The following is an 18,662-nucleotide window of genomic DNA, read 5'->3' as shown; positions in this document are numbered from 1 at the left end:
CCCTCGGCAGGCGGCCAGCCCCTAGGGACCGGCGCGCCCTTTGCTCAGACCTTCCAGGGCAGGACGTTCCAGAACCACAGGCCCCAGGCCGCCGCCAGGAACACCAGCAGGGCCAGGCTGTGGCGGAGCTTGCGCCAGAAGCCGAAGTCCGGCGCGCGCCAGGCCGACCACAGCCGCATCAGGCTGAGCAGGCTCAGCGCCAGCGGCAGCAGCGCCGACCACAGGGCCAAGCGCAGCAGCGGCGCGGGATAGCTGAAGACGGCGTCGTTGCCGGCCGCAGCGATCTGGGCGAAGGCCACGCCGAACAGCACCGCGAACAGCAGCCAGGCCACGGCGGTCCAGGCCAGCAGGCGCGCGCTGCCCTGCCCGGCCGCCTTGCGATCGGCGGCCGGACGCTTGCGCCGCAGCCAGGCGCCGGTCAGCACGCCCAACGCGGCCAGCACCGCCAAGCCCAGCGCCACGTACAACAGATTGGGATCGTTGAAGGCGCCGACCCGGTCGAGCACGTCGTGGCCGTAGGGCGAGACGAAGCCGACCACCGCCCCGCCCTCGCGCAGGAACGCGAGCCGGCCGGGGCCGTCGACCGCGCGGAACACGTCCGGCTTCTCCAGCACCCAGCGCGAAGTCTCGCCGCCCGCGCTCAGGGTCAGATAGCCCTCGTCGGTGACGCCGACCTCGGCATTGGACGCGGTCAACAGCTTTTCGAACGCGCGGTAGTTGCGGCGCTCGCCCTGATACTTGCCCGCGTAGGGCTGGGCCAGCTTGGCCGCGTCCTTGGACAGTGCCGGCAAGGGCCCGGGCCGCGCGCGTTCGAAGTAGCGCTGCAGCAGCAGCGCGGGCAGCTCCGCGGCCAGGCGCACGCCGGTGTCGGTGTTGGTGGACACGAACACGCCGAAACCCAGCTCCGGCACCGCGACCATATTGGAGTGGAAGTACAGGGTGGCGCCGCCGTGCTCCAGGCTGTGCACCTGTCCGTACTGGCGACGGAAATAGCCGTAGGCGAAGCCGGTCGCATCCGGCGCGGTGCGGAACAGCGGCGCACCCTCCAGCTTGGCGAACGCCGCCGCCGGCACGATGCGCTGGCCGTCGAGTTCGCCGCGGTTGAGCAGCATGCGCAGGTAGCGCGCCATGTCGGCGGCATCGCTGGACACCGCGCCGGCCGGGCCGACCTGGGCGATGTACTCGAAGCCCTCGGTCTTGTAGCCGCCCTGGCTGCGCAGGTGGCCGTCGGACCACAGGCCCTTGAAGGCCGGCCCGGCGTTGCGCGGATCCTGCGCGCCCAGCGGCTCGCGGAAGGTGGTGCGGTGCATGCCCATGGGCTGGAACAGGTCGCGCTCGATCAGGCTCTCGAACGGCACCCCGGCCACGCGCGACAGCACCAGACCCAGCAGGGTCACGCTGTAGTTGGAATACACCGCGTGCTGGCCGGCCTCGCGCACGCGCTGCGGGCGATGGCGCAGCACATAGTCGTGCAGGCTGAGCGCGGCCTTGGGCTCCTTGGCGAACAGGTGGCCGAACGCGGAGTCCTCGTAGCCGGCGGTGTGGGTGAGCAGGTGGCGCACCAGCACCGGACGATAGCCGTCGTCGGGCAGCTTGAGCTCGTCGGGCAGATAGTCGTTGACCGGCGCGTCCAGCTTGAGCTTGCCGGCCTCGATCAGCTTCAGCGCTTCCAGATAGGTGAAGGTCTTGGACACCGAGCCGATCCGGAACAGGCTGGCCTCGGCGGTGACCGGCCGCGCCGGGTTCTGCCCGGCCAGGCCATAGCCCTTCAACAGCAGCGGGCCCTGCGCATCGACCACCGCCACGGTGACGCCGGCGATGCCGTAGCGACGGCGGTAGGCATCGACGACGCCGTCGACATAGGCGGCGACGTCCTGCGCGTCCAGGCGCGCGGGCGCGACCTCGGCGGACGCCGTTGGCGGCGCTGGCGCCGGCGTTGGCGCGGGATCGGCATGGGCAATGCCGATGCCGACGACCAGCGCGGCGGCGGCGAGCAGATGGGTGCAGCGCGGGAACCTCATGCTTGTTCTCCGGTATCGATCGATGGATAGGGTTTTGGGATTGGCCGCAAACGTCCGTACAGCAACAGCCACAGCCCCCAGCTCAGCAGCGGCAGCACGTACACCGCCAGCAGCACGTAGGACAGGCCGCGATAACCTTGTGCGATCAGCGCCACCAGGCCCACGTGGTCGGCCAGGAAGATCGAGCCGGCCAACAAGGCCGTCGCGATCAAACCGCGTCCGCCGCGCGACAGATCGCTACCGCGACGCGCATGCCAGGCCGTGGCGACGCGTTCGTTGATGGCGTGAACGGCGCCCGCGCCACTCTCCAGCAGGGCGGACAAGATCATCAGCTGGAACAGGCTGTGAAACAGCGGCCAGCGCAATCGTTGCAGCAGGAAATCGGAAGGCAGCGCTTCGTCGGCGATCTGCGGGTAGTAGGCGATCATGCAGACGAAGAACGCGATCGCCGGCAGCATCGCCAACGGCCCGGCGATCAACCCCGCCACCGCCGCTTCGCGACGGCTGCGGAAGTGGCGCACGATCGGCAGGATCACCACCGCGCCGATGATGTTGTAACCGGCGTAGGTCAGACCGTTCAGCGCCCAGTCCTCGGCGGCCGGGGCGCTGGCGAAATTGGCCGCGATGCGATCGCCGAAGCGCGATAACGCGAGCAGCAGAAACAGCGCGTAGATGCCGTAGAGGAAGAACGACACCCACTTGAACAAGCGCTCCACGGCGTCGTTGCCGAAGCTGACCACCGCGGCGATGGCCAGCATCAGGCCGAGGGTGCCCAGCAGCGGCGGCCACCCGAACATGGCCTGGCCGATGGCCCCGGCGGCGGCGCCGAACACCGCCAGCAACACGATCAGCAGCGCCAGATAGGCGAGTTCGAACAGGCCCCAGAACGGTCCCAGCAAGGCGCGGAAGAAACTGCGGTAGTCGTAGGTGCGCGCGGCATAGGCGAACGCGAACGTCGCCATGCAGATCGCGCTCCACAAGGCCATCGCCAACAGCATGCCGGCGATGCCGCCCCAGGGACCGCCGGGCAGGAAGAACTCCGCCAACTCGCGCCCGGTGGCGTAGCCGCCGCCTATGACCACCGCCTTGAAAGCGAAGCCGGGCAGCAGATAGCGCTGGAACCACGACGCACGCGCGGTGTCGGTCATCGCCGGCCTAGCCCGAACGTGCGAGGCAGGAATGCACCAGCGCCTGCAAGGCGGGGCCGCCGCGGATCGGATCGGCCACCGGCAGACCCAGCCGCAGGCTTTCGCTGGCGATCAGCGCCTGCGCGGCGGCATCGTCCAGATGCGCGGTGTTGAGGCTGATGCCGGCGCAGCGGATCGCCGGATTGGTGCGTCGGCCCAGCAACAGATTGAGTTCGATGGTCTCCTCGATCGACGGCAGCGCATAGCCCGGATAGCCGAGCACCTCGCGCCGACCGGGCTCGTGGCAGACCACGATCGCATCGGGCTGGCTGCCGTGCAGCAGGGCCAGCGCCACGCCCGCATAGGCCGGATGCGACAGCGACCCCTGGCCTTCGATCACATCCCAGTGCGCGGGATCGGCGTCGGGACTCAACCATTCGGCGGCGCCGGCGGCGAAGTCGGAGACCACCGCATCCATCGGCAGACCGCGTCCGGCGATCAGGATGCCGGTCTGGCCGCTGGCGCGGAAATCAGCATCCACGCCGAGTGCGCGCATCGCCCTCGCCACGCTCAACGCGGTGTATTTCTTGCCCAAGGCGCAGTCGGTGCCGACGGTGAGCAGGCGCTGGCCGCTGCGCTTGCGGCCGCTGGCCACCGGCAGGCCCCGTGGCGGCTCGCGCACGTCGATCAGGCGCCGCCCATGCCGCGAGGCCTGTTCGCGCAAGGCCGGGATATCGGCCAGGCGCGCGTGCATGCCGGCGACCAGGTCCAAGCCCTGCGCCAGCGCCTCCAACAGCGCCGGCAACCAGTGCGCGGGGATCACGCCGCCGACGTTGGCCACGCCGATCACCATCGCGCGCGCACCGGCCGCGCGCGCCTGCGCCGGCGTGAGCGCGCTCATGCCCAGGCTGACGCCGCCGGGCAAGGCGTACTCGCCCAGGCAGCGCTCGCTGGCCCAATCGCGCAGGCCGAACGCGGTCTTGGCATAGGCCGGCGCGGCGGTGTCGCCGAGAAACAGCAGATAGGGCTGCGGCAGATCCAGCATCGGCAGGGCATCGTTCGAACAGACGTTAGCTAGCGACATGCGGGCATTCCGTTGCGAGACATTCCACGGGATCGTGCCGCGCGGCGACGCGCGGCACCGGTACGGGCGGGCTCAGAACCAGACATCGAATTCCAGGCCCACGGTGCGCGGTTGCAGGCGGACGGCCTGCCATTCGCGCAAGCCCTCATTCGGAGCCCTGCGTCCGTTGACGGCATCGAAGACCGGCCCGATCGAGCTGTAGTCGCGGTTGTCGGTCAGGTTGCGCACGTACAGGCGCAACGTCCATCGGCCTTTTGATATGTCGGCATTGAGATTGAGCTGGCCACTGCTATCCAGCTTCACCGCCCGCGGATTGCTGTCGACGTTGGTCTTGCGCTCGCCGAGCCAGTGATAGCTGCCGCCGATGTGGCCGGACATGCCCGCGGGCAAAGCGAAGTTGTAGTCGGCGGTCGCAGCCATAGTCCACTTCGGGACGCCGGGCAGATGGTCGCCCTTGCGGCCGCCCAAAGCCGGCCCCGCTTTGTTGTCGAGCAGTTTCGCGTTGGTATAGGACGCGTTGAAGCCGGCGAGCAAATTGGGAGTGAGCTTAAACGCCGAAGTCAGCTCGACACCCTCGCTTCGCGCCCGCCCGGCATTGGTCAGATAACTCAAGCCATTGGCTGTCGTAGCCGAGAGCTGTATGTCTTTCCAGTCGATCCGGTAGGCAGCCAAATCGATCGACGCGCGTCCGTCGAGCAGCAAGGACTTCCAACCCAGTTCGTAGTTCACCAGGCTGTCGGCGTCCACAGTCGGCGGAACGTCCTGCAAGGCGACATTGGGCCCGCCGGGCCGATAGCCGCTGGCCACTCGCAGGTACAGCATGTCGTCGTCGCTCAGATGCCAGCGCGAACCGAGCAGGTAGGTGACGACCTCCTCGGACGAGGCGCCAGGCGTGACCCCCACGTCGGCCAGGCTGCCGGCGCTGATGATCTGCTTGAAGCTCTGATCGTTGCTCGCATAGCGCAGGCCGGCGGTGACGTCGAAGCGCTCGCTGAACTTGTAGGTCAGATTGCCGAACAGTGCGTGCTCGCGATAGCTCGACGGCAGATCGGCGACCAGCAGCGGGTCCAGAACCGTCGGCACGCCGGCCAGCGATTCGGCGCTGGCGCTTTGATGGTTGGTGGAACGCTCGTCGGTGTAGAACGCGCCCAGCATCCATTCCACCGGCCCTTCGGACTTGGACGCCAGACGGAACTCCTGGGTCCATTTCTTCAGTCCCAGCGTCAGCGGAAACACGGATCGACCCTCGGGCTCGCCAAGCAGCAGCGGAATGATCGGCCCGTAGGTCTTGCTCAAATCGTTGACCTGGAGCAAGTCAGTCTTGGAGTAACTGGTGGCGGAGACGAAGTTCGCCCACGCCAGATCCCAGTTGAGCGTGGCGGCGAGATAATCCACCTGCTTCTCGAAACGCTCGCGCACTGGCTTGCCGGTGGCGTCGCGGCCGAAGCTGGGCTGCAGGGTCAGGGCATCGAGCGTGACCAGACTGTTGTCGTCGGCATCGATGCGCTGATGCAGCGCGGTCACCTTCAAGCGCACATCGTCGTTGGGCTGCCACAGCACAGACGCCAAGCCGCTGCGTTGGTGCGTGTCGTTGATGCCTTTGCGGCCGCTGAAGGCGTTGTCGACCCAGCCGGGGGTGAATTCGTTGGCGAACGACGCGCGCAAGGCGAGCTTGCCGGGAATCAACGGCGCATTGACGCTGGCGCGCGCGTTCCAGCCGGTGCCGTCGGCGCCCTTGACGTTGGACACGCCCACGCCGGCACGGCCCTCGTGGGCGTCCAGATCGGGATCCTTGAGCACGTACTTGAGCAAGCCGCCCATCGCGCTGGCGCCGTACAGCGTGCCTTGCGGACCGCGCAGCACTTCCACGCGCTCGATGTCGTAGGGCAGCAGATCGAGCAGGAAGGCGCCCGAACGCGCGAGGTTGCCGCTGGAGCCCAGCGGGGTATCGTCGATGTAGGCCGCGACCACCGCGCTCGGGCCCAAGGTAGGAATGCCGCGCAACGACACGCTGGTCTGCCCGGGCGTGCCGCCGTCGTCGATGGTCATCGCCGGCAGGTAGCCGTTGAGGTCGGACAGCTGGGTGACGTGCTGGCTCTCCAACTGCTGCTCGCCCACCACGCTGATTGCCGCCGGCACCTTGCGCTCGTCCTCGGCGCGCTTCTGCGCGGTGACGGTGACGGTTTCCAAGGTCGCCGAGGGTTTGCGCTGGTCCGGTTCGGCGGCGGCGTCCTGCGCCAGGGCGATGCCCGGCGCCGCGGATAAGGCCAGGGCGATGCACCAGCCTAGGGCATTGGGGTCGAGACGACGGCGATCTTGGTTGTGCATGAGTTCCCCCCCGGGAATGGAATGCGACTGCGGATGAAACACGGATGGTGCGGATCGATCGCTCAGCGCCAGACCTGGCCGAGCAAGCGACGGAAATTGCCGCCGAGCACGGCTTCGATGTCGGCGTCGGCGTAGCCGCGCTTGATCAGCGCTTCGGTCAGCTCGTAGATCTTGGTCGGGCGGTCGAAGCCCTCGATATCGATGCGCTCGCGGAAGCCGTAGCTGGCCTTGTAAGCCGCGCGCAGGGCCTTGAGCTGGTCGGCCGGCATGGCGTCGTAGCCGTACAGGTCGGCGTCGGAGCCGATGCCCACATGCTCGATGCCTACCAACTTGGCGACGTGGTCGATGTGATCGACGATGCCGTCGATGGTGGTCGGCTCCTTGGCGCCGACGAACATGCGCACGCCGGTGATGCCCATCACGCCGCCCTTGGCCGCGAGCTTGCGGATCGCCTCGTCGGTCTTCAGGCGCGGATGGTCGTTGAGCGCGCGGCAATTGGAATGGGTGATCGCGATCGGCCCCTTGGCCAGTTCGATCGCATCCAGGGTGGTGCGCGCGCCGCAGTGCGACACGTCGACCAGCACGCCGACGCGCTCCATCTCCTGCACGATCGTCACGCCGTAATCGCTGAGGCCGCCGTCCTCGCGCTCGGTGCTGCCCGAACCGATCAGGGTCTGGGCGTTGTAGGTCAGCTGGGCGCAGCGCAGGCCCAGGCCGTGGAAGAACTTGACGTCGTCCTTGCTGCGGAACTGCTCGGCGTTCTGCACGCCGGCGATCACCGCGATCTTGCCGTCGCGCTTGGCGCGGTCCAGGTCGGCGGCGCGGTCGACCAGCAGGAACAGATCGCTGTGGCGGGCCAGGAATCCGTGCCAGCCCGCCAGGTACTCGGCCACGCGCTCGCGCGCATCGGCGCCCTCCAGGCCCCAGGCGTTGTGGAACACGTCGATGCCGCTGGCGCGGAAATCGGCGATCTCGGCTTCGCTGAGCGTGCGCGTATAGACGTCGGGCCGCAGGTCCAGGCGCAGCGGCGCCAGCATGTCGATCACCAGCGCGCGTTCGACGACGGCGCGGGCGCGCGCCGAGTAGCGCCCGGGATCGGCGCGACGCGGCCGCTTCGCGGCGGCGGCGCCGCGCAAGTTGAGGGCCAGGGCGGCGCCGGCCGACGCCAGCAGCAGCGCGCGCCGGCTCAGGCGCGGGGACAGATCGTCGCTCATGCGATGGACTCCGTGGAGATCGGGGATAGGCGGGACGCGACGCCGTCGCCCCAGACGGACGCCGGGCAATGGATGTGCCCGTCGCGGTAGAACACCGCCTCGGCGCGGTCCTGGGCGATGAAGCTGGGGCCGTCGAGATCGACGTAGTCGCAGCGCTGCGCGAGCACGAACGCCGGCGCCGCCGCCCAACTGCTGCCGAGCATGTTGCCGACCATGGTCTTCAGGCCCAGCGCGCGCGCGCGCTCGACCATCAGCAGGGCTTCGGTGAGGCCGCCGCATTTGTCCAGCTTGATGTTGACCACGCGATAGCGACCGACCAACGCCTCGATGTCGTCCAGGCCCTGCACGCTTTCGTCGGCGATCAGTTCCAGGCCACTGTCCAGCGTGTCCAGGTCGGCGTCGCTGCCGCGCGCGAACGGCTGCTCGAGCAAACGCACGCCTTGCTCATGCAACACCGCGATCAACGGCGCGATGCTGTCCAGGCGATAGCCCTGATTGGCATCCACCGCCAAGGTCGCATCGGGTCGGGCCGCGCGTGCGGCGCGCACGCGCGCGCAATCGGCATCGGCGTCGCCGTCCAACTTGAGCTTCAGCACCCGCGCTTGCGCATGCGCGCGCGCGCCGGCGGCCACGGTGGCGGGGTCGTCCGCGCCCAGGGTGAACATCGTGGTCAGCGGCTGCGGCGCGTCGATGCCGGCCAGCGCCCACACCGGCCGGCCGCTCAACTGCGCCTCCAATTCCCACAGCGCGCAATCGATCGCGTTGCGCGCGCCGCCCGGCGGCAGCAGTGCGCGCAAGGCCTCGCGATCGATGCCGGACTCGATCGCCTCGCGTTGCGCAAGCACACTCACCTGCATCGTGGGCGGGTCGTCGCCGAAGTAATAGACGCCGCTGGCCTCGCCGCGGCCGCGACAGCCGTCCTGCTGCAACTGCGCGACCAGGGCCGGCATCGCCGCGAAGGCATGACCGGCGATGCGCAGCGGCGTGCGCAGCGGCAGGGGTTCGATCGCGAGCTGCAGGCGGCGGGACGGTTGAGGCATGCGCGCTGCGGCTCCGTTGGCGGTTACAACCACGCGGACCGTGGTTATTTTCTATATTGGAAAGCTATTTTTTCCATTTCGTCAAGTTCCGTCCAGAACCGCTCGTCGGCACAGGCTTGCGCCGACCGCCAAAACCCCAATATGATTGAGTACGCACTCAATTACTGCCTGGCCATGGCCCGCCCCAAAAGCGAAGACAAGCGCAACGCCATCCTCGCCGCCGCGATCCAGGTGATCGCCGAGCTGGGCGCGAGCGCGCCGACGGCGAAGATCGCCCAGCGCGCGGGCGTGGCCGAGGGCACCTTGTTCACGTACTTCAGCACCAAGGACGAGCTGTTCAATCAGCTCTATCTGGAGATCAAGACCGAGATGCACGAGGCGATGCTATCGACCTATCCGCGCGACGCCGCGCTGAAGGAACGCGCACGCCACATCTTCACCGGCTACGTGGCCTGGGGCGTGCGCCATCCGGCCAAGCGCAAGACCATCGCCCAACTGGGCGTGAGCGAGCGCGTGACCGCCGAGAGCCGCGCCGAGGGCATGCGCATGTTCGCCGAGTTCGGCGCCCTGCTCGACGAGAGCATCGCCGCCGGCGCGCTGCGCGATCTGCCGCAGCAATTCGTGGCTTCGATCATGGCGGCTTTGGCCGACACCACGATGGAATTCGTGGGACGCGAGCCCGAGCGCGCCCAGCGCTACACCGACTCCGGTTTCGAAGCGTTCTGGAACGCGATCACCCACTGAAACGCGGCGGCGACGCCGTGTTCGTTTGCTCGATTTAATGAGTGATTAAGCACTCACAAACAACCCATCCACCTCACCGCCCAGGTCCCCGCCCATGTCCTCCCAAGTCTGGTTAGTCACCGGTAGTTCCCGCGGCCTCGGCCGTCAGATCGTCGAAGCCGCGCTCGCCGCCGGCGAACGCGTGGTCGCCACCGCACGCGATCCCGACACCCTCGCCGACCTGGTCGCGCGCTACCCCGGGCAAGTGCGCGCGGTCGCGCTGGACGTCACCGATGCCATCGCCGCGCGCGCGGCGGTGCAGACGGCGATCGACGTCTACGGCCGCCTCGACGTGCTGGTCAACAATGCCGGCTACGGCGAGCTGGCGCCGTTCGAACAAACCGACGAAGCCGCGTTCCGCGCCCAGATCGACACCAACTTCTACGGCGTGGTCAACCTGACCCGCGCCGCCCTGCCGGTGATGCGTTCGCAGCGCGGTGGTCGCATCCTGCAGATCTCCTCGGTCGGCGGCCGCATCGGCGCGCCCGGCCTCAGCGCCTACCAGGCCGCGAAGTGGGCGGTCGGCGGCTTCAGCGAGGCCTTGAGCCAGGAAGTCGCGCCCTTCGGCGTGCGCATCAGCGTGCTCGAACCCGGCGGCATGCGCACCGGCTGGGGCGAGATCGCCAGCCGCAACCTGCCCGAGATCTGGCCCGATTACCGGCCCTCGGTCGGCGCCTTGGCCGAACTGCTGAGCCAGTACCTGGGCAACGAGAACGGCGATCCGGCCAAGGTCGCGCTGGCGGTGCTCACGGTCGCGCGCATGGAGGATCCGCCGCTGCACCTGCTGCTGGGCAGCGATGCGCTGCACTTCGTCGATGCCGCCGAATCCGCGCGCACGGCGCAGGCGCAACGCTGGCGCGAGTTGAGCGTGTCCATCGATCATGGCGCGCCGGCGATCCCGTCGCTGCCGCAAGCCTGAGGGCGCCGTCATGAACGTGTTGATCTTCGGCGCCACCGGCATGGTCGGCCAGGGCGTGCTGCGCGAATGCCTGCTCGCCGACGACGTGAGCCGGGTGACTACGGTCGGGCGCAGCGCCAGCGGCCGGCGCGATCCGAAACTGCAGGAAATCGTGCACGCGAATCTGTACGACTACCGCGCGATCGAAGACCGCCTGCACGGCTACGACGCCTGCTACTTCTGCCTGGGCGTGTCCGCCGGCGGCATGAACGAGGCCGACTACAGCCGCATCACCTACGAGCTCACCCTGGCGGCCGCGCAAACCCTGGCGCGCCTGAATCCGGACATGCGCTTCGTCTACGTCTCCGGTGCCGGCACCGACAGCAGCGAGCGCGGCCGCAGCATGTGGGCGCGGGTCAAGGGACGCACCGAGAACGCGCTGCGGCGCCTGCCGTTTCAGGCGGTGTATCTGTTCCGGCCCGGCGTGATTCAGCCGCTGCACGGCGCGCGTTCGAGCACGCCGGCCTACCGCTGGTTCTACGCCCTGACCCGGCCGCTGCTGTCGCCGCTGCGCGCGCTGCTGCCGAACCAGATCCTCAGCACCGAGAGCATCGGCCTGGCCATGCTGGAGGCCGCGCGCCACGGCGCGCCGAAAGCGGTGCTGGAAGCGCGCGATATCCGCGCCCTAGCCGAGCGGGCGCGCGCGCATGGCTAGGCGCGGACCGCATTCGCGCCGGCGCGGCATGCGCGGCGGCCTGGGCGGACACGCGCTGCGCTGGAGCGCGACGATGCCGGCGCTGGGCCTGATCGGCGCGATGCTGGGCGCGCTGCTGCGCTAGCGCCGCCAGCCCAGCACCAACACGCCCGCGCCGACCATCGCGATGCCCAGCCACTCGCGCGGACTCGGCCGCTCGCCCAGGAACACGACCGCGAATACCGCGACCAGCAGCAGGCTGAGCTTGTCCACCGGTGCGACCTGCGAGGCCTGACCGATCTGCAAGGCGCGGAAATAGCACAGCCAGGAAGCGCCGGTGGCCAGGCCCGACAGGATCAGAAAGGTCCAGGTCTTGGCCGACAGCTGGCTGGGATCGCTCCACTTGCCGGCATAGACGACGAACATCGTCAGCGCCAGCACGATCACCCAGGTGCGGATGAGGGTGGCGTAGTCCGAGTCCACGCCGCGCAAACCGAGCTTGGCGAAGATCGCGGTCAGCGCGGCGAATGCCGCCGAGCCCAAGGCCCACAAGAACCAGGTCGGTAAGGTGTTCATGCGCGGCCTCGCGGCGAGCGGTCCCGTCCCGATTCTGCGCCCGTCGCGACGAACGCGCAGCGGCTCAGGCGGGTCGCCCGCAACGCCCGAACAGATCCAGCTTGTGGTCGTATACCGAGCTGCGCACCTGCATCAGGCCCAGCACTGAATGGAACAGGTTGTCGTGGCTGGCCGGTTGCCCGGCCTCGCGACGCAGGCAGGCAGTGTCGATGCCGCGGCTGGCGGCGAAGCCCGGCGACAGCCACATCACCATCGGCACGTGCAGCTGGGTCTTCGGCGCGATCGCGTAAGGCACGCCATGCAGGAACAGGCCGTTCTCGCCCAGCGATTCGCCGTGATCGGACACATAGATCATCGCGGTGTCGCGCCCGCTCATCTCGGACAGTTGGCGGATGGTGCGGGCCAGGAAATCGTCGGTGCCCAGCACCGCGTTGTCGTAGGCGTTGACGATCTCGGCCAGGCTGCACTGACCCAGGTCCGAGGTCTCGCACACCGGCGTGAATTTCTTCAGCCGCTGCGGATAGCGCTTGTAGTAGGCCGGGCCGTGGTTGCCCAACTGATGCAGCACCACCACCGCATCGCCCGGTCGCTTGGCCAACTCGGCGTCCAGGCCCTGCAGCATGACTTCGTCCATGCAGCCTTCGGCATTGCAGTACGGCGTTTGCGTACCGTGTTCGAAGGACTCGAAGGCCAGACCGTCGCAGACGCCCTTGCAACCGGTCTGGTTGTCGCGCCACAGGGTCTTCAGGCCGGCGTATTCGAGCACGTGCAGCAGGGACTGCGAATGCTTGATCCGGTCCTTGTCGTAATGGCCGCGCCCCCAGGGCGAGAACATGCACGGCACCGAGACCTCGGTGGCCGACCCGCAGGCGGTGACGTCGGGGAAATTGATCGGGCCGATCTTGGCCAGTTCGGGCGTGGTCTGGCGCGCGTAACCGTTCAAGCCCCAGTTCTGCGCGCGCACGGTCTCGCCGACCACGATCACCAGCAGACGCGGCTTCGCGCCGGCGGGCCGGCCCACGAGCTTGGCGTCCTGGCCGACCGGTTCGCGCGCGCGGTTGCCGCCGCTGCGGTCCTCGAACGCGACCCGCGCCAGCGACATCACATAATTGCCCGGCGTGATCAGGTGCCGCACCTCGCGGTGGTTGCGCATCAACGACGACAGGTTCTGGAACGACAGCAGCGCCGCGCCGCAGGCGATCGCGAGCGCGCCGACCACGCAGGCGACGCGGATCAGCGCCGCGCGCTTGAACGAGCGCGGCTTCAGGCGCACGTGCCAGACCATCAGGGACGGCAGCACGCCGTACAGGAGCAGCGACGGCAGCAACCGCCAGGAGATCAGCTCGCTCGACTCCTTGGTGTCGGTGTGCAGGATGTTGCGGATCATGTCGGTGTCCAGGTACACCGTGTACTGGCTCATGTAGCGCACCGCCATCGCGGTGGTCAGCAGCAGCACGATCAGCACCGGCTTGGCGATCGGCCGGTACAGCACCAGGCACAGCAGCAGCATGTTCAGCGCCGCGACCATCGCGAACAGACTCAAGGCGGTCAGCCAGCCGCCGGGCCCATGCAACACGCCGGTCTGGGCCACGGCGGTGAAGAAAGAGCCGTTGCAGAACACGGTGAAGAACAGGCTGGCGATCAGCGCCAGCGTTTCCAGGCTCAGCTGCGGGCGATAGGTCAGCAGCGCGCTGGTGCGATCGGGCTGGGCGACCTGCGGCCGCGCGATCGCGCTCATGCGAGGTCCTGCCGGCGGGTGGCGGGCGAGCCGGCGGCGATGTCCCCGGCGTAATCGAAGGCCGCGACGTCGGCGCGCTCGCGCGCTCCGGCCCGTCCCCAGAACAAGCGGTACATGCCCAGCGCGCTCATCCAGCAGATCGTCACCGTCCACAGATCGTGCGAAAGGAAGTGCGCGCCGCGCAGCTGCTGGGAAACGCCGAACAGCAAGCCCGTGCCCACGCCGATCGCCAGGCCCAGCCAACGCAGCCGCGGACGCACCGCCAGGAAGAAGAAGTACAGCGCCATCCAGGCGTAGCCGCCGCTGGCATGGCCGGCCGGAAAGCAGACCCCGCGCGACAGGCCGATCGGGCGCAGCCCGAGCAGGCCGATGTAGGGCCGGTCGCCACCGTAGCGCAGCAGGTCCCAGGGGCAGTCCATGTTCGTCCAGGACTTGATCCAGGCCACCACCGCCGTCGCCAACAGAGTCGACAGCACCAGATACGCCAGCGGCTTGCGCAGCGGTGCCAGATCGCTGCGCAAGCGCGCCACCAGCCAGGCCACGACGACCGCCAGCCAGGCCGCGGTGCTGAGGTCGCGACCGCCGATATGGATCAGGGTCTGGGTGGCGAACGCGTTCTTCAGCGCCCAGCGATGGCCCTGCCAGGCGTACAGGCGGTCCGCCAGCCAGACGTCGCCGTGCAGCAGCATCAGGCCGACGGCAAGGATCGCGAAGGCCAGCAGGGGCAGCCAGAAATGGCTGAAATAGAAGGACTCGTCGCGCGCGGCGGCGCCCGCGATGCGGTCCAGGCCGGGATGGTGGGCCGGCCAGGACGGGCCGCTGTGCATGCTGTGCTTGGGTGCCGCGGGAGATTTCATCGAGTGCGGCCGGTCCGAGCCGGCACGAAGTGGAAGCTGCGGCGATGATCGGAACGCGCGTGTCGGAGAGCGGTAGGAGCCGAATTCGGGCTTCGTTAAAAACCGACTCCGCGGCGGCCCGCAGCTAAACGCCGGCTGACCGCGGGCGCCGCGCCGGGCGCGCGGGCGTAGGAGTATCGTTTCCGCCGTTCCTACGTCGTTCCGACGTGGCGGCGCGAATACTGGTCAGTCGGGCGCGCCTGGCGACTGGCGGGCAGGGAGAATCCGGACGTATGCGTGTGTTGGTGGTGGAAGACAACCGGAGCCTGGTGGCGAACCTGTTCGAGTACTTCGAGGCGCGCGGCTACACCCTGGACGCCGCGCCCGACGGCGCCACCGGCCTGCATCTGGCCGTGACCCAGCGCTACGACGCGATCGTGCTGGACTGGATGCTGCCGCGCCTGGACGGCCACGGCGTGCTGCGCGCCTTGCGCGACGCCGGCAACGAAGTGCCGGTGCTGATGCTGACCGCACGCGACGAACTGCCCGACAAGATCGCCGGCTTCCGCGCCGGCGCCGACGACTACCTGACCAAGCCGTTCGCGCTGCCGGAGCTGGAAGTGCGCCTGGAGGCGCTGATCGCGCGCGCCAGCGGACGCGGGCGCAGCCGCGTGCTGCAGATCGCCGACCTGCGTTACGACCTGACCACGCTGGAGGTCAGCCGCGGCGGCCGCGCCCTGCACCTGTACCCGGCCTGCCGCAAGCTGCTGGAAGTGCTGATGCAATCCAGCCCGGCCGCGGTCACGCGCGAACGCCTGGAGCATGCGCTGTGGGGCGATAGCCCGCCCGACGGCGACATGCTGCGCTCGCATATCTACGAACTGCGTCGCAGCGTCGACGGGCCCTACCCGAACAAGCTGATCCAGACCCTGCCGCGGGTCGGCTACCGCCTGGCCGAAGTCGCCGCCGCGGACATGATCGAGGGCGCCCATGGCGGATAAGCGAAGCAGCCTGCGCCGGCGCATCCTGCTGGGCCTGCTCGCCTTCACCGCGCTGCTGACGGTGGCGGTGGTCGCGCAGGGCATCATCGTCAACGAGCATGTCGAGCGCCTGGTCTGGCAGACCCTGCTGGAATCCGAGCTCGACCATTTCGGCGAACGCAGCCGCGTCGACCCGAACTACCACTGGACCGACACCGCCAGCATCAAGCTCTACGACAGCCGCGAATCCGCGCGGGTGCCGGTCGAATTGCGCGGGCTGCCTCCCGGGGTGCACGACGAGGTGCTGGTCGGCGGCGTAGAGCACGTTGCGCTGGTGCGCGATATCGACGGCCGCCGGGTCGTGCTGTCGCTGGACATCAGCGACCTGGAGGCGCGCGAGTTCGACATGACGCTGACCATCGCCGGCGCGGCGATCACGACCTTGGTGATGCTGTCGCTGCTGATCGCGCTGGGCGTGGATCGGCTGATGCAGCCCTTGAGCACCTTGGCCGAGCGCATCGCGCGCCTGCGCCCCGATCAGTCCGGCCAACGCATCGACGTGCCGCACGCGGCCAGCGCCGAGCTGGTGGTGATCGCCGACTCGCTCAACGACTACCTGCAGCGCAACGAACGCTTCGTCGAGCGCGAACGCGCCTTCATCGACAGCGCCAGCCACGAGCTGCGCACCCCGATCGCGGTGATCGTGGGCGCCACCGAGCTGGCCCTGGATCAGCCCGACCTGCCCGCGCCCGTACGCCATCAGCTAGGCCGCATCCGCCGCACCTCGCAGGACGTGGAGCGGCTGATCTCGCTGCTGCTGGCCCTGGCCAAGGATCCCGCGCGCCTGGCCCGCGCCAGCGACCGCGTCGCCCTGGACCAGTTGCTGCCGGAGATCGTCGACGACCATCGCCAGCTCACCCGCGACAAGCACCTGCGCCTGACCCTGGCACCGTTGCCGGCCTGCGAGATCGTCGCGCCGCTGCCCATCGTGCAGGCCGCGATCGGCAACCTGCTGCGCAACGCGATCGAACACAGCGACCGCGGCGAAATCCTGATCCGGCTGCAGGCGCCGGCCACGGTGATCATCGACGACCCCGGCCACGGCATGAGCCCGGAAGAAATCAGCGCGATCTATGCGCGCATCGCGCGCGGCGGCGGCGACCGCGACGGCGGCGGCATCGGCCTGGACCTGATCTCGCGCCTGTGCGAACACCTGGGCTGGACCCTGAGCTTCGAGTCCGACGTCGGTCGCGGCACCCGCACTACCCTGGTGCTGGGCGGCCAAGGCGACGCGACCCGCGCCTGAGCGACGCGACGCGCGTCAGCGCGCCTGCGGCGCGATCGGACGCACCATGCGCGCGAGCAGATGATCGAGGATGCCCTCGGGCTGCAGGCAACGCCCGGTGTGCACAGGCGACATCTGGATGATGGAACTGCGCCGCGCGGTCAGCCAGTGGAAGCGCGCGCGCGCCGGCAGTTCGCCGATCGGCCCGGAGCCCGGACCGCCGCGGCAAATGCGTTCGATCGCGGCCAGGTGCGCGCGCAGCGATTCCAGATCCAGGTTCGGGTCCAGCGCCAGCACGCGCGCTTCGTCCAGCTCGATCCCGGCCTGGAGCAGGCCGGCGCCCGGGCACGACACCAGCACGCCGGCATTGACGAACTCGCCGCGCTCCACGCGCGGCACCACCCGCACCACGGCGTAGTCATAGGTAGCGCGATTGGGCACGCACGGCCTCCTCGACGAAACCGGCGCGCTCGGCGACCCGGCGCTGGAGATAGTCGGCATAGCCGCGACGCAGGGCGTCGGCATCGGCGAAGCCGGGTTCGTCGCCCAACCAGGCATCGGGCAGCAGGCCGACGACGCGCTCGATCAGCGTCGGCGTGAGCTGCGGCGCGAGCTCGGCGTCGGCGGCACGCAACTCGCGCGCCAGCGGCAGCAGCACGTGGTCCTGCACCTGCGCGAACGTACCCGCGCTGGCGCGTTGCGCGCTGTCCCAGTCATGGTGGAAATACAGCGCGGCGCCGTGGTCGATCAGATGCAGGCGGCGATGCCAGATCAGTAGATTGGTGTTGCGGGCGGTGCGGTCGACATTGCTCAGGTAGGCGTCGAACCAGACCACGCGCGAGGCCAACGCCGCATCGGGCTGGTCCACCAGCGGGTCGTAATTGACCGCGCCGGGCAGGTAGTCGAGCGCTAGGTTGAGGCCGGCGCTTTCGCGGATCAGGTGCTGGATCTCGGGATCGGGCTCGGTGCGCGCCAGTTCTGGGTCGAGCTCGGCCAGCACGATCTCCGGCATCGGCAGACCGAGCGCGCGCGCGAGCTCGCCGCCGATCAACTCGGCGATCAAGGCCTTGCGGCCCTGGCCGGCGCCGCGGAACTTGAGCACGTACAGGCCGTCGTCGTCGCCCTCGACCACGGCCGGCAGCGAACCGCCTTCGCGCAAGGGCGTGACATAGCGGGTGGCGGAAACGGTTCTCAAGGTCGCGCGAGTTCGATCGGCCGCGGGCGGCGGCGTGGGCCGCCCACATTAGGTGGCGCGCGCGGAAAATCAAAGCGCCCTGCGCGCGGGCCCGGCTCAGGCCGCGTCGCGCAGGCTGCGGGCCGCCACCAAGTCCTCGACCAGCGCATCCACGCGCGCTTCCGCGTCGGCGATCGATGCGGCCAGACGCGCGTCGGCGAACTCGTCGTACTCGATCGCCACGCCGTGCGCGTCGACGATGCCCAGATAGCCGAACGCGGTGCGCACGCTGGCTTCGCCGTGGTTGAGATGGCCCAGGCGTTCGCCGTCGTAGCCGTAGTCGCCGCGCGAGCCCAGCAGCACCAGGGTCTTGCCGGCTTCGGCCAACAGCGGCCAGTAGGGCTCGGCGCCGCGGCTGCGGTCGAAGCCGAAGGTGCGGCCGACCCGCACCACGTTGTCGATGTAGGCCTTGAACTGGGCCGGGACGTTGAAGTTGTACATGGGCAGGCCGACCGCGATCACGTCGGCGGCGATCAGCTCGTCGACCAGGGCGTCGCTCTCGGCCAGGGTCTCGCGCATCCACGGCTCGCGCTGGGCGGCTGGGGTGAACGCGGCATGGATCCAGGCCCCGCTGACCGGCGCCGGCGGCGACTGGCCGACATCGCGGTAGTCCACCGGATCCTGCGGCCGCAGCGCCTGCCAGCGCCGCACGAAGCGCGCGCTGAGGCGGCGCGTGTGCGAACCGTGGGCGTGGGTGTCGGAACCGTGGGGACGGGCACTGGCATCGAGGTGGAGCAATCGGGTCATGGCGGCAGTCTCGGAGTGGCGCCGGAATGCATGAGCGATCCTCATCGATAAGCATCGCGATTCCCGGCTTAGGCGCC

General features: G+C 69.1%; 18 protein-coding genes. 6 read left to right on the top strand and 12 right to left on the bottom strand.

Translation table 11 applies throughout. The features are described from left to right. Positions 1 to 44 precede the first annotated feature (44 nt). The 6 genes from ASE35_RS07880 to ASE35_RS07855 form a co-directional block, all read right to left on the bottom strand. Positions 45 to 2,021, bottom strand: a complete 1,977-nt coding sequence (locus ASE35_RS07880; protein WP_057163489.1) for a serine hydrolase domain-containing protein — start codon at positions 2,019 to 2,021, stop codon at positions 45 to 47. After that, on the bottom strand, positions 2,018 to 3,169 hold the full coding sequence (locus ASE35_RS07875; RefSeq protein WP_057160163.1) for a hypothetical protein: 1,152 nt from the start codon (positions 3,167 to 3,169) through the stop codon (positions 2,018 to 2,020). Before ASE35_RS07875 ends, ASE35_RS07880 begins: the two co-directional genes overlap by 4 nt. A 7-nt stretch (positions 3,170 to 3,176) precedes the next feature. After that, positions 3,177 to 4,232: a DUF1611 domain-containing protein gene (locus ASE35_RS07870; protein WP_057163488.1), complete on the bottom strand. Its 1,056-nt coding sequence runs from the start codon at positions 4,230 to 4,232 to the stop codon at positions 3,177 to 3,179. Between the two features lie 72 nt (positions 4,233 to 4,304). Beyond that, positions 4,305 to 6,560 (bottom strand): TonB-dependent receptor, encoded by a 2,256-nt coding sequence (locus ASE35_RS07865; protein ID WP_057163487.1) that lies wholly within the window; start codon positions 6,558 to 6,560, stop codon positions 4,305 to 4,307. Positions 6,561 to 6,622: 62 nt separating this feature from the next. Further along, positions 6,623 to 7,774 (bottom strand): membrane dipeptidase, encoded by a 1,152-nt coding sequence (locus ASE35_RS07860; protein WP_057163486.1) that lies wholly within the window; start codon positions 7,772 to 7,774, stop codon positions 6,623 to 6,625. Further along, positions 7,771 to 8,814: a dipeptide epimerase gene (locus ASE35_RS07855; RefSeq protein ID WP_057163485.1), complete on the bottom strand. Its 1,044-nt coding sequence runs from the start codon at positions 8,812 to 8,814 to the stop codon at positions 7,771 to 7,773. Before ASE35_RS07855 ends, ASE35_RS07860 begins: the two co-directional genes overlap by 4 nt. A 141-nt stretch (positions 8,815 to 8,955) precedes the next feature. Here ASE35_RS07855 and ASE35_RS07850 point away from each other — a divergent pair, with 141 nt between their 5' ends. The 4 genes from ASE35_RS07850 (at position 8,956) to ASE35_RS22200 (ending at position 11,334) form a co-directional block, all read left to right on the top strand. Beyond that, on the top strand, positions 8,956 to 9,558 hold the full coding sequence (locus tag ASE35_RS07850) for a TetR/AcrR family transcriptional regulator (RefSeq protein WP_235570031.1): 603 nt from the start codon (positions 8,956 to 8,958) through the stop codon (positions 9,556 to 9,558). Between the two features lie 94 nt (positions 9,559 to 9,652). Beyond that, positions 9,653 to 10,516, top strand: a complete 864-nt coding sequence (locus ASE35_RS07845) for an SDR family NAD(P)-dependent oxidoreductase (RefSeq protein ID WP_057163484.1) — start codon at positions 9,653 to 9,655, stop codon at positions 10,514 to 10,516. A gap of 10 nt (positions 10,517 to 10,526) precedes the next feature. Then, positions 10,527 to 11,210, top strand: a complete 684-nt coding sequence (locus tag ASE35_RS07840) for an NAD(P)H-binding protein (RefSeq protein ID WP_057163483.1) — start codon at positions 10,527 to 10,529, stop codon at positions 11,208 to 11,210. After that, positions 11,203 to 11,334, top strand: a complete 132-nt coding sequence (locus tag ASE35_RS22200) for a hypothetical protein (RefSeq protein ID WP_255356373.1) — start codon at positions 11,203 to 11,205, stop codon at positions 11,332 to 11,334. Before ASE35_RS07840 ends, ASE35_RS22200 begins: the two co-directional genes overlap by 8 nt. Here ASE35_RS22200 and ASE35_RS07835 read toward each other — a convergent pair. The 3 genes from ASE35_RS07835 to ASE35_RS07825 all read right to left on the bottom strand — a co-directional run bounded on the left by ASE35_RS07835 (position 11,331) and on the right by ASE35_RS07825 (position 14,360). Further along, positions 11,331 to 11,765 (bottom strand): EamA family transporter, encoded by a 435-nt coding sequence (locus ASE35_RS07835; RefSeq protein WP_057160157.1) that lies wholly within the window; start codon positions 11,763 to 11,765, stop codon positions 11,331 to 11,333. The two genes, ASE35_RS22200 and ASE35_RS07835, sit on opposite strands and share 4 nt — an antisense overlap. Positions 11,766 to 11,829: 64 nt before the next feature. Continuing rightward, complete coding sequence (locus tag ASE35_RS07830; protein WP_057163482.1) at positions 11,830 to 13,503, bottom strand: phosphoethanolamine--lipid A transferase; 1,674 nt, start codon at positions 13,501 to 13,503, stop codon at positions 11,830 to 11,832. Continuing rightward, the gene (locus ASE35_RS07825) at positions 13,500 to 14,360 is read right to left on the bottom strand and encodes a phosphatase PAP2 family protein (protein WP_235570030.1); all 861 of its coding nucleotides are present in this window, start codon (positions 14,358 to 14,360) and stop codon (positions 13,500 to 13,502) included. Before ASE35_RS07825 ends, ASE35_RS07830 begins: the two co-directional genes overlap by 4 nt. Before the next feature lie 272 nt (positions 14,361 to 14,632). On the opposite strand from ASE35_RS07825, the gene ASE35_RS07820 reads away from it, so the two are divergent. Together ASE35_RS07820 and ASE35_RS07815 are read left to right on the top strand one after the other, a co-directional pair. Then, entirely contained in the window at positions 14,633 to 15,340 is a 708-nt protein-coding gene (locus ASE35_RS07820) for a response regulator transcription factor (protein ID WP_056177913.1), read from the top strand. Continuing rightward, on the top strand, positions 15,330 to 16,625 hold the full coding sequence (locus ASE35_RS07815; RefSeq protein WP_056177911.1) for a HAMP domain-containing sensor histidine kinase: 1,296 nt from the start codon (positions 15,330 to 15,332) through the stop codon (positions 16,623 to 16,625). Before ASE35_RS07820 ends, ASE35_RS07815 begins: the two co-directional genes overlap by 11 nt. Positions 16,626 to 16,640: 15 nt before the next feature. Here ASE35_RS07815 and ASE35_RS07810 read toward each other — a convergent pair whose 3' ends face one another. The 3 genes from ASE35_RS07810 to ASE35_RS07800 form a co-directional block, all read right to left on the bottom strand. Then, complete coding sequence (locus ASE35_RS07810; RefSeq protein WP_057163481.1) at positions 16,641 to 17,045, bottom strand: DUF3037 domain-containing protein; 405 nt, start codon at positions 17,043 to 17,045, stop codon at positions 16,641 to 16,643. Next, positions 17,023 to 17,799 carry a HipA family kinase gene (locus ASE35_RS07805; protein ID WP_057163480.1) on the bottom strand — a complete coding sequence of 259 codons (777 nt, stop codon included), beginning with the start codon at positions 17,797 to 17,799 and terminating at the stop codon, positions 17,023 to 17,025. Before ASE35_RS07805 ends, ASE35_RS07810 begins: the two co-directional genes overlap by 23 nt. Positions 17,800 to 17,895: 96 nt before the next feature. Beyond that, positions 17,896 to 18,585, bottom strand: a complete 690-nt coding sequence (locus ASE35_RS07800; protein ID WP_056177906.1) for an NAD(P)H-dependent oxidoreductase — start codon at positions 18,583 to 18,585, stop codon at positions 17,896 to 17,898. Positions 18,586 to 18,662 lie beyond the last annotated feature (77 nt).

This window comes from Lysobacter sp. Root916 (genome assembly GCF_001429785.1).
In the GTDB taxonomy this organism is placed as follows: Bacteria; Pseudomonadota; Gammaproteobacteria; order Xanthomonadales; family Xanthomonadaceae; genus Lysobacter.
Note: the sequence above shows the minus strand (reverse complement) of the source record. Positions and strands in the feature narration are given on the sequence as shown.

Bases quoted from the DNA above. Each gene is read 5' to 3' on its own strand.
- ASE35_RS07880 (WP_057163489.1), bottom strand. From the start codon at position 2,021: ATGAGGTTCCCGCGCTGCACCCATCTGCTCGCCGCCGCCGCGCTGGTC.
- ASE35_RS07875 (WP_057160163.1), bottom strand. From the start codon at position 3,169: ATGACCGACACCGCGCGTGCGTCGTGGTTCCAGCGCTATCTGCTGCCC.
- ASE35_RS07870 (WP_057163488.1), bottom strand. From the start codon at position 4,232: ATGTCGCTAGCTAACGTCTGTTCGAACGATGCCCTGCCGATGCTGGAT.
- ASE35_RS07865 (WP_057163487.1), bottom strand. From the start codon at position 6,560: ATGCACAACCAAGATCGCCGTCGTCTCGACCCCAATGCCCTAGGCTGG.
- ASE35_RS07860 (WP_057163486.1), bottom strand. From the start codon at position 7,774: ATGAGCGACGATCTGTCCCCGCGCCTGAGCCGGCGCGCGCTGCTGCTG.
- ASE35_RS07855 (WP_057163485.1), bottom strand. From the start codon at position 8,814: ATGCCTCAACCGTCCCGCCGCCTGCAGCTCGCGATCGAACCCCTGCCG.
- ASE35_RS07850 (WP_235570031.1), top strand. From the start codon at position 8,956: ATGATTGAGTACGCACTCAATTACTGCCTGGCCATGGCCCGCCCCAAA.
- ASE35_RS07845 (WP_057163484.1), top strand. From the start codon at position 9,653: ATGTCCTCCCAAGTCTGGTTAGTCACCGGTAGTTCCCGCGGCCTCGGC.
- ASE35_RS07840 (WP_057163483.1), top strand. From the start codon at position 10,527: ATGAACGTGTTGATCTTCGGCGCCACCGGCATGGTCGGCCAGGGCGTG.
- ASE35_RS22200 (WP_255356373.1), top strand. From the start codon at position 11,203: ATGGCTAGGCGCGGACCGCATTCGCGCCGGCGCGGCATGCGCGGCGGC.
- ASE35_RS07835 (WP_057160157.1), bottom strand. From the start codon at position 11,765: ATGAACACCTTACCGACCTGGTTCTTGTGGGCCTTGGGCTCGGCGGCA.
- ASE35_RS07830 (WP_057163482.1), bottom strand. From the start codon at position 13,503: ATGAGCGCGATCGCGCGGCCGCAGGTCGCCCAGCCCGATCGCACCAGC.
- ASE35_RS07825 (WP_235570030.1), bottom strand. From the start codon at position 14,360: ATGAAATCTCCCGCGGCACCCAAGCACAGCATGCACAGCGGCCCGTCC.
- ASE35_RS07820 (WP_056177913.1), top strand. From the start codon at position 14,633: ATGCGTGTGTTGGTGGTGGAAGACAACCGGAGCCTGGTGGCGAACCTG.
- ASE35_RS07815 (WP_056177911.1), top strand. From the start codon at position 15,330: ATGGCGGATAAGCGAAGCAGCCTGCGCCGGCGCATCCTGCTGGGCCTG.
- ASE35_RS07800 (WP_056177906.1), bottom strand. From the start codon at position 18,585: ATGACCCGATTGCTCCACCTCGATGCCAGTGCCCGTCCCCACGGTTCC.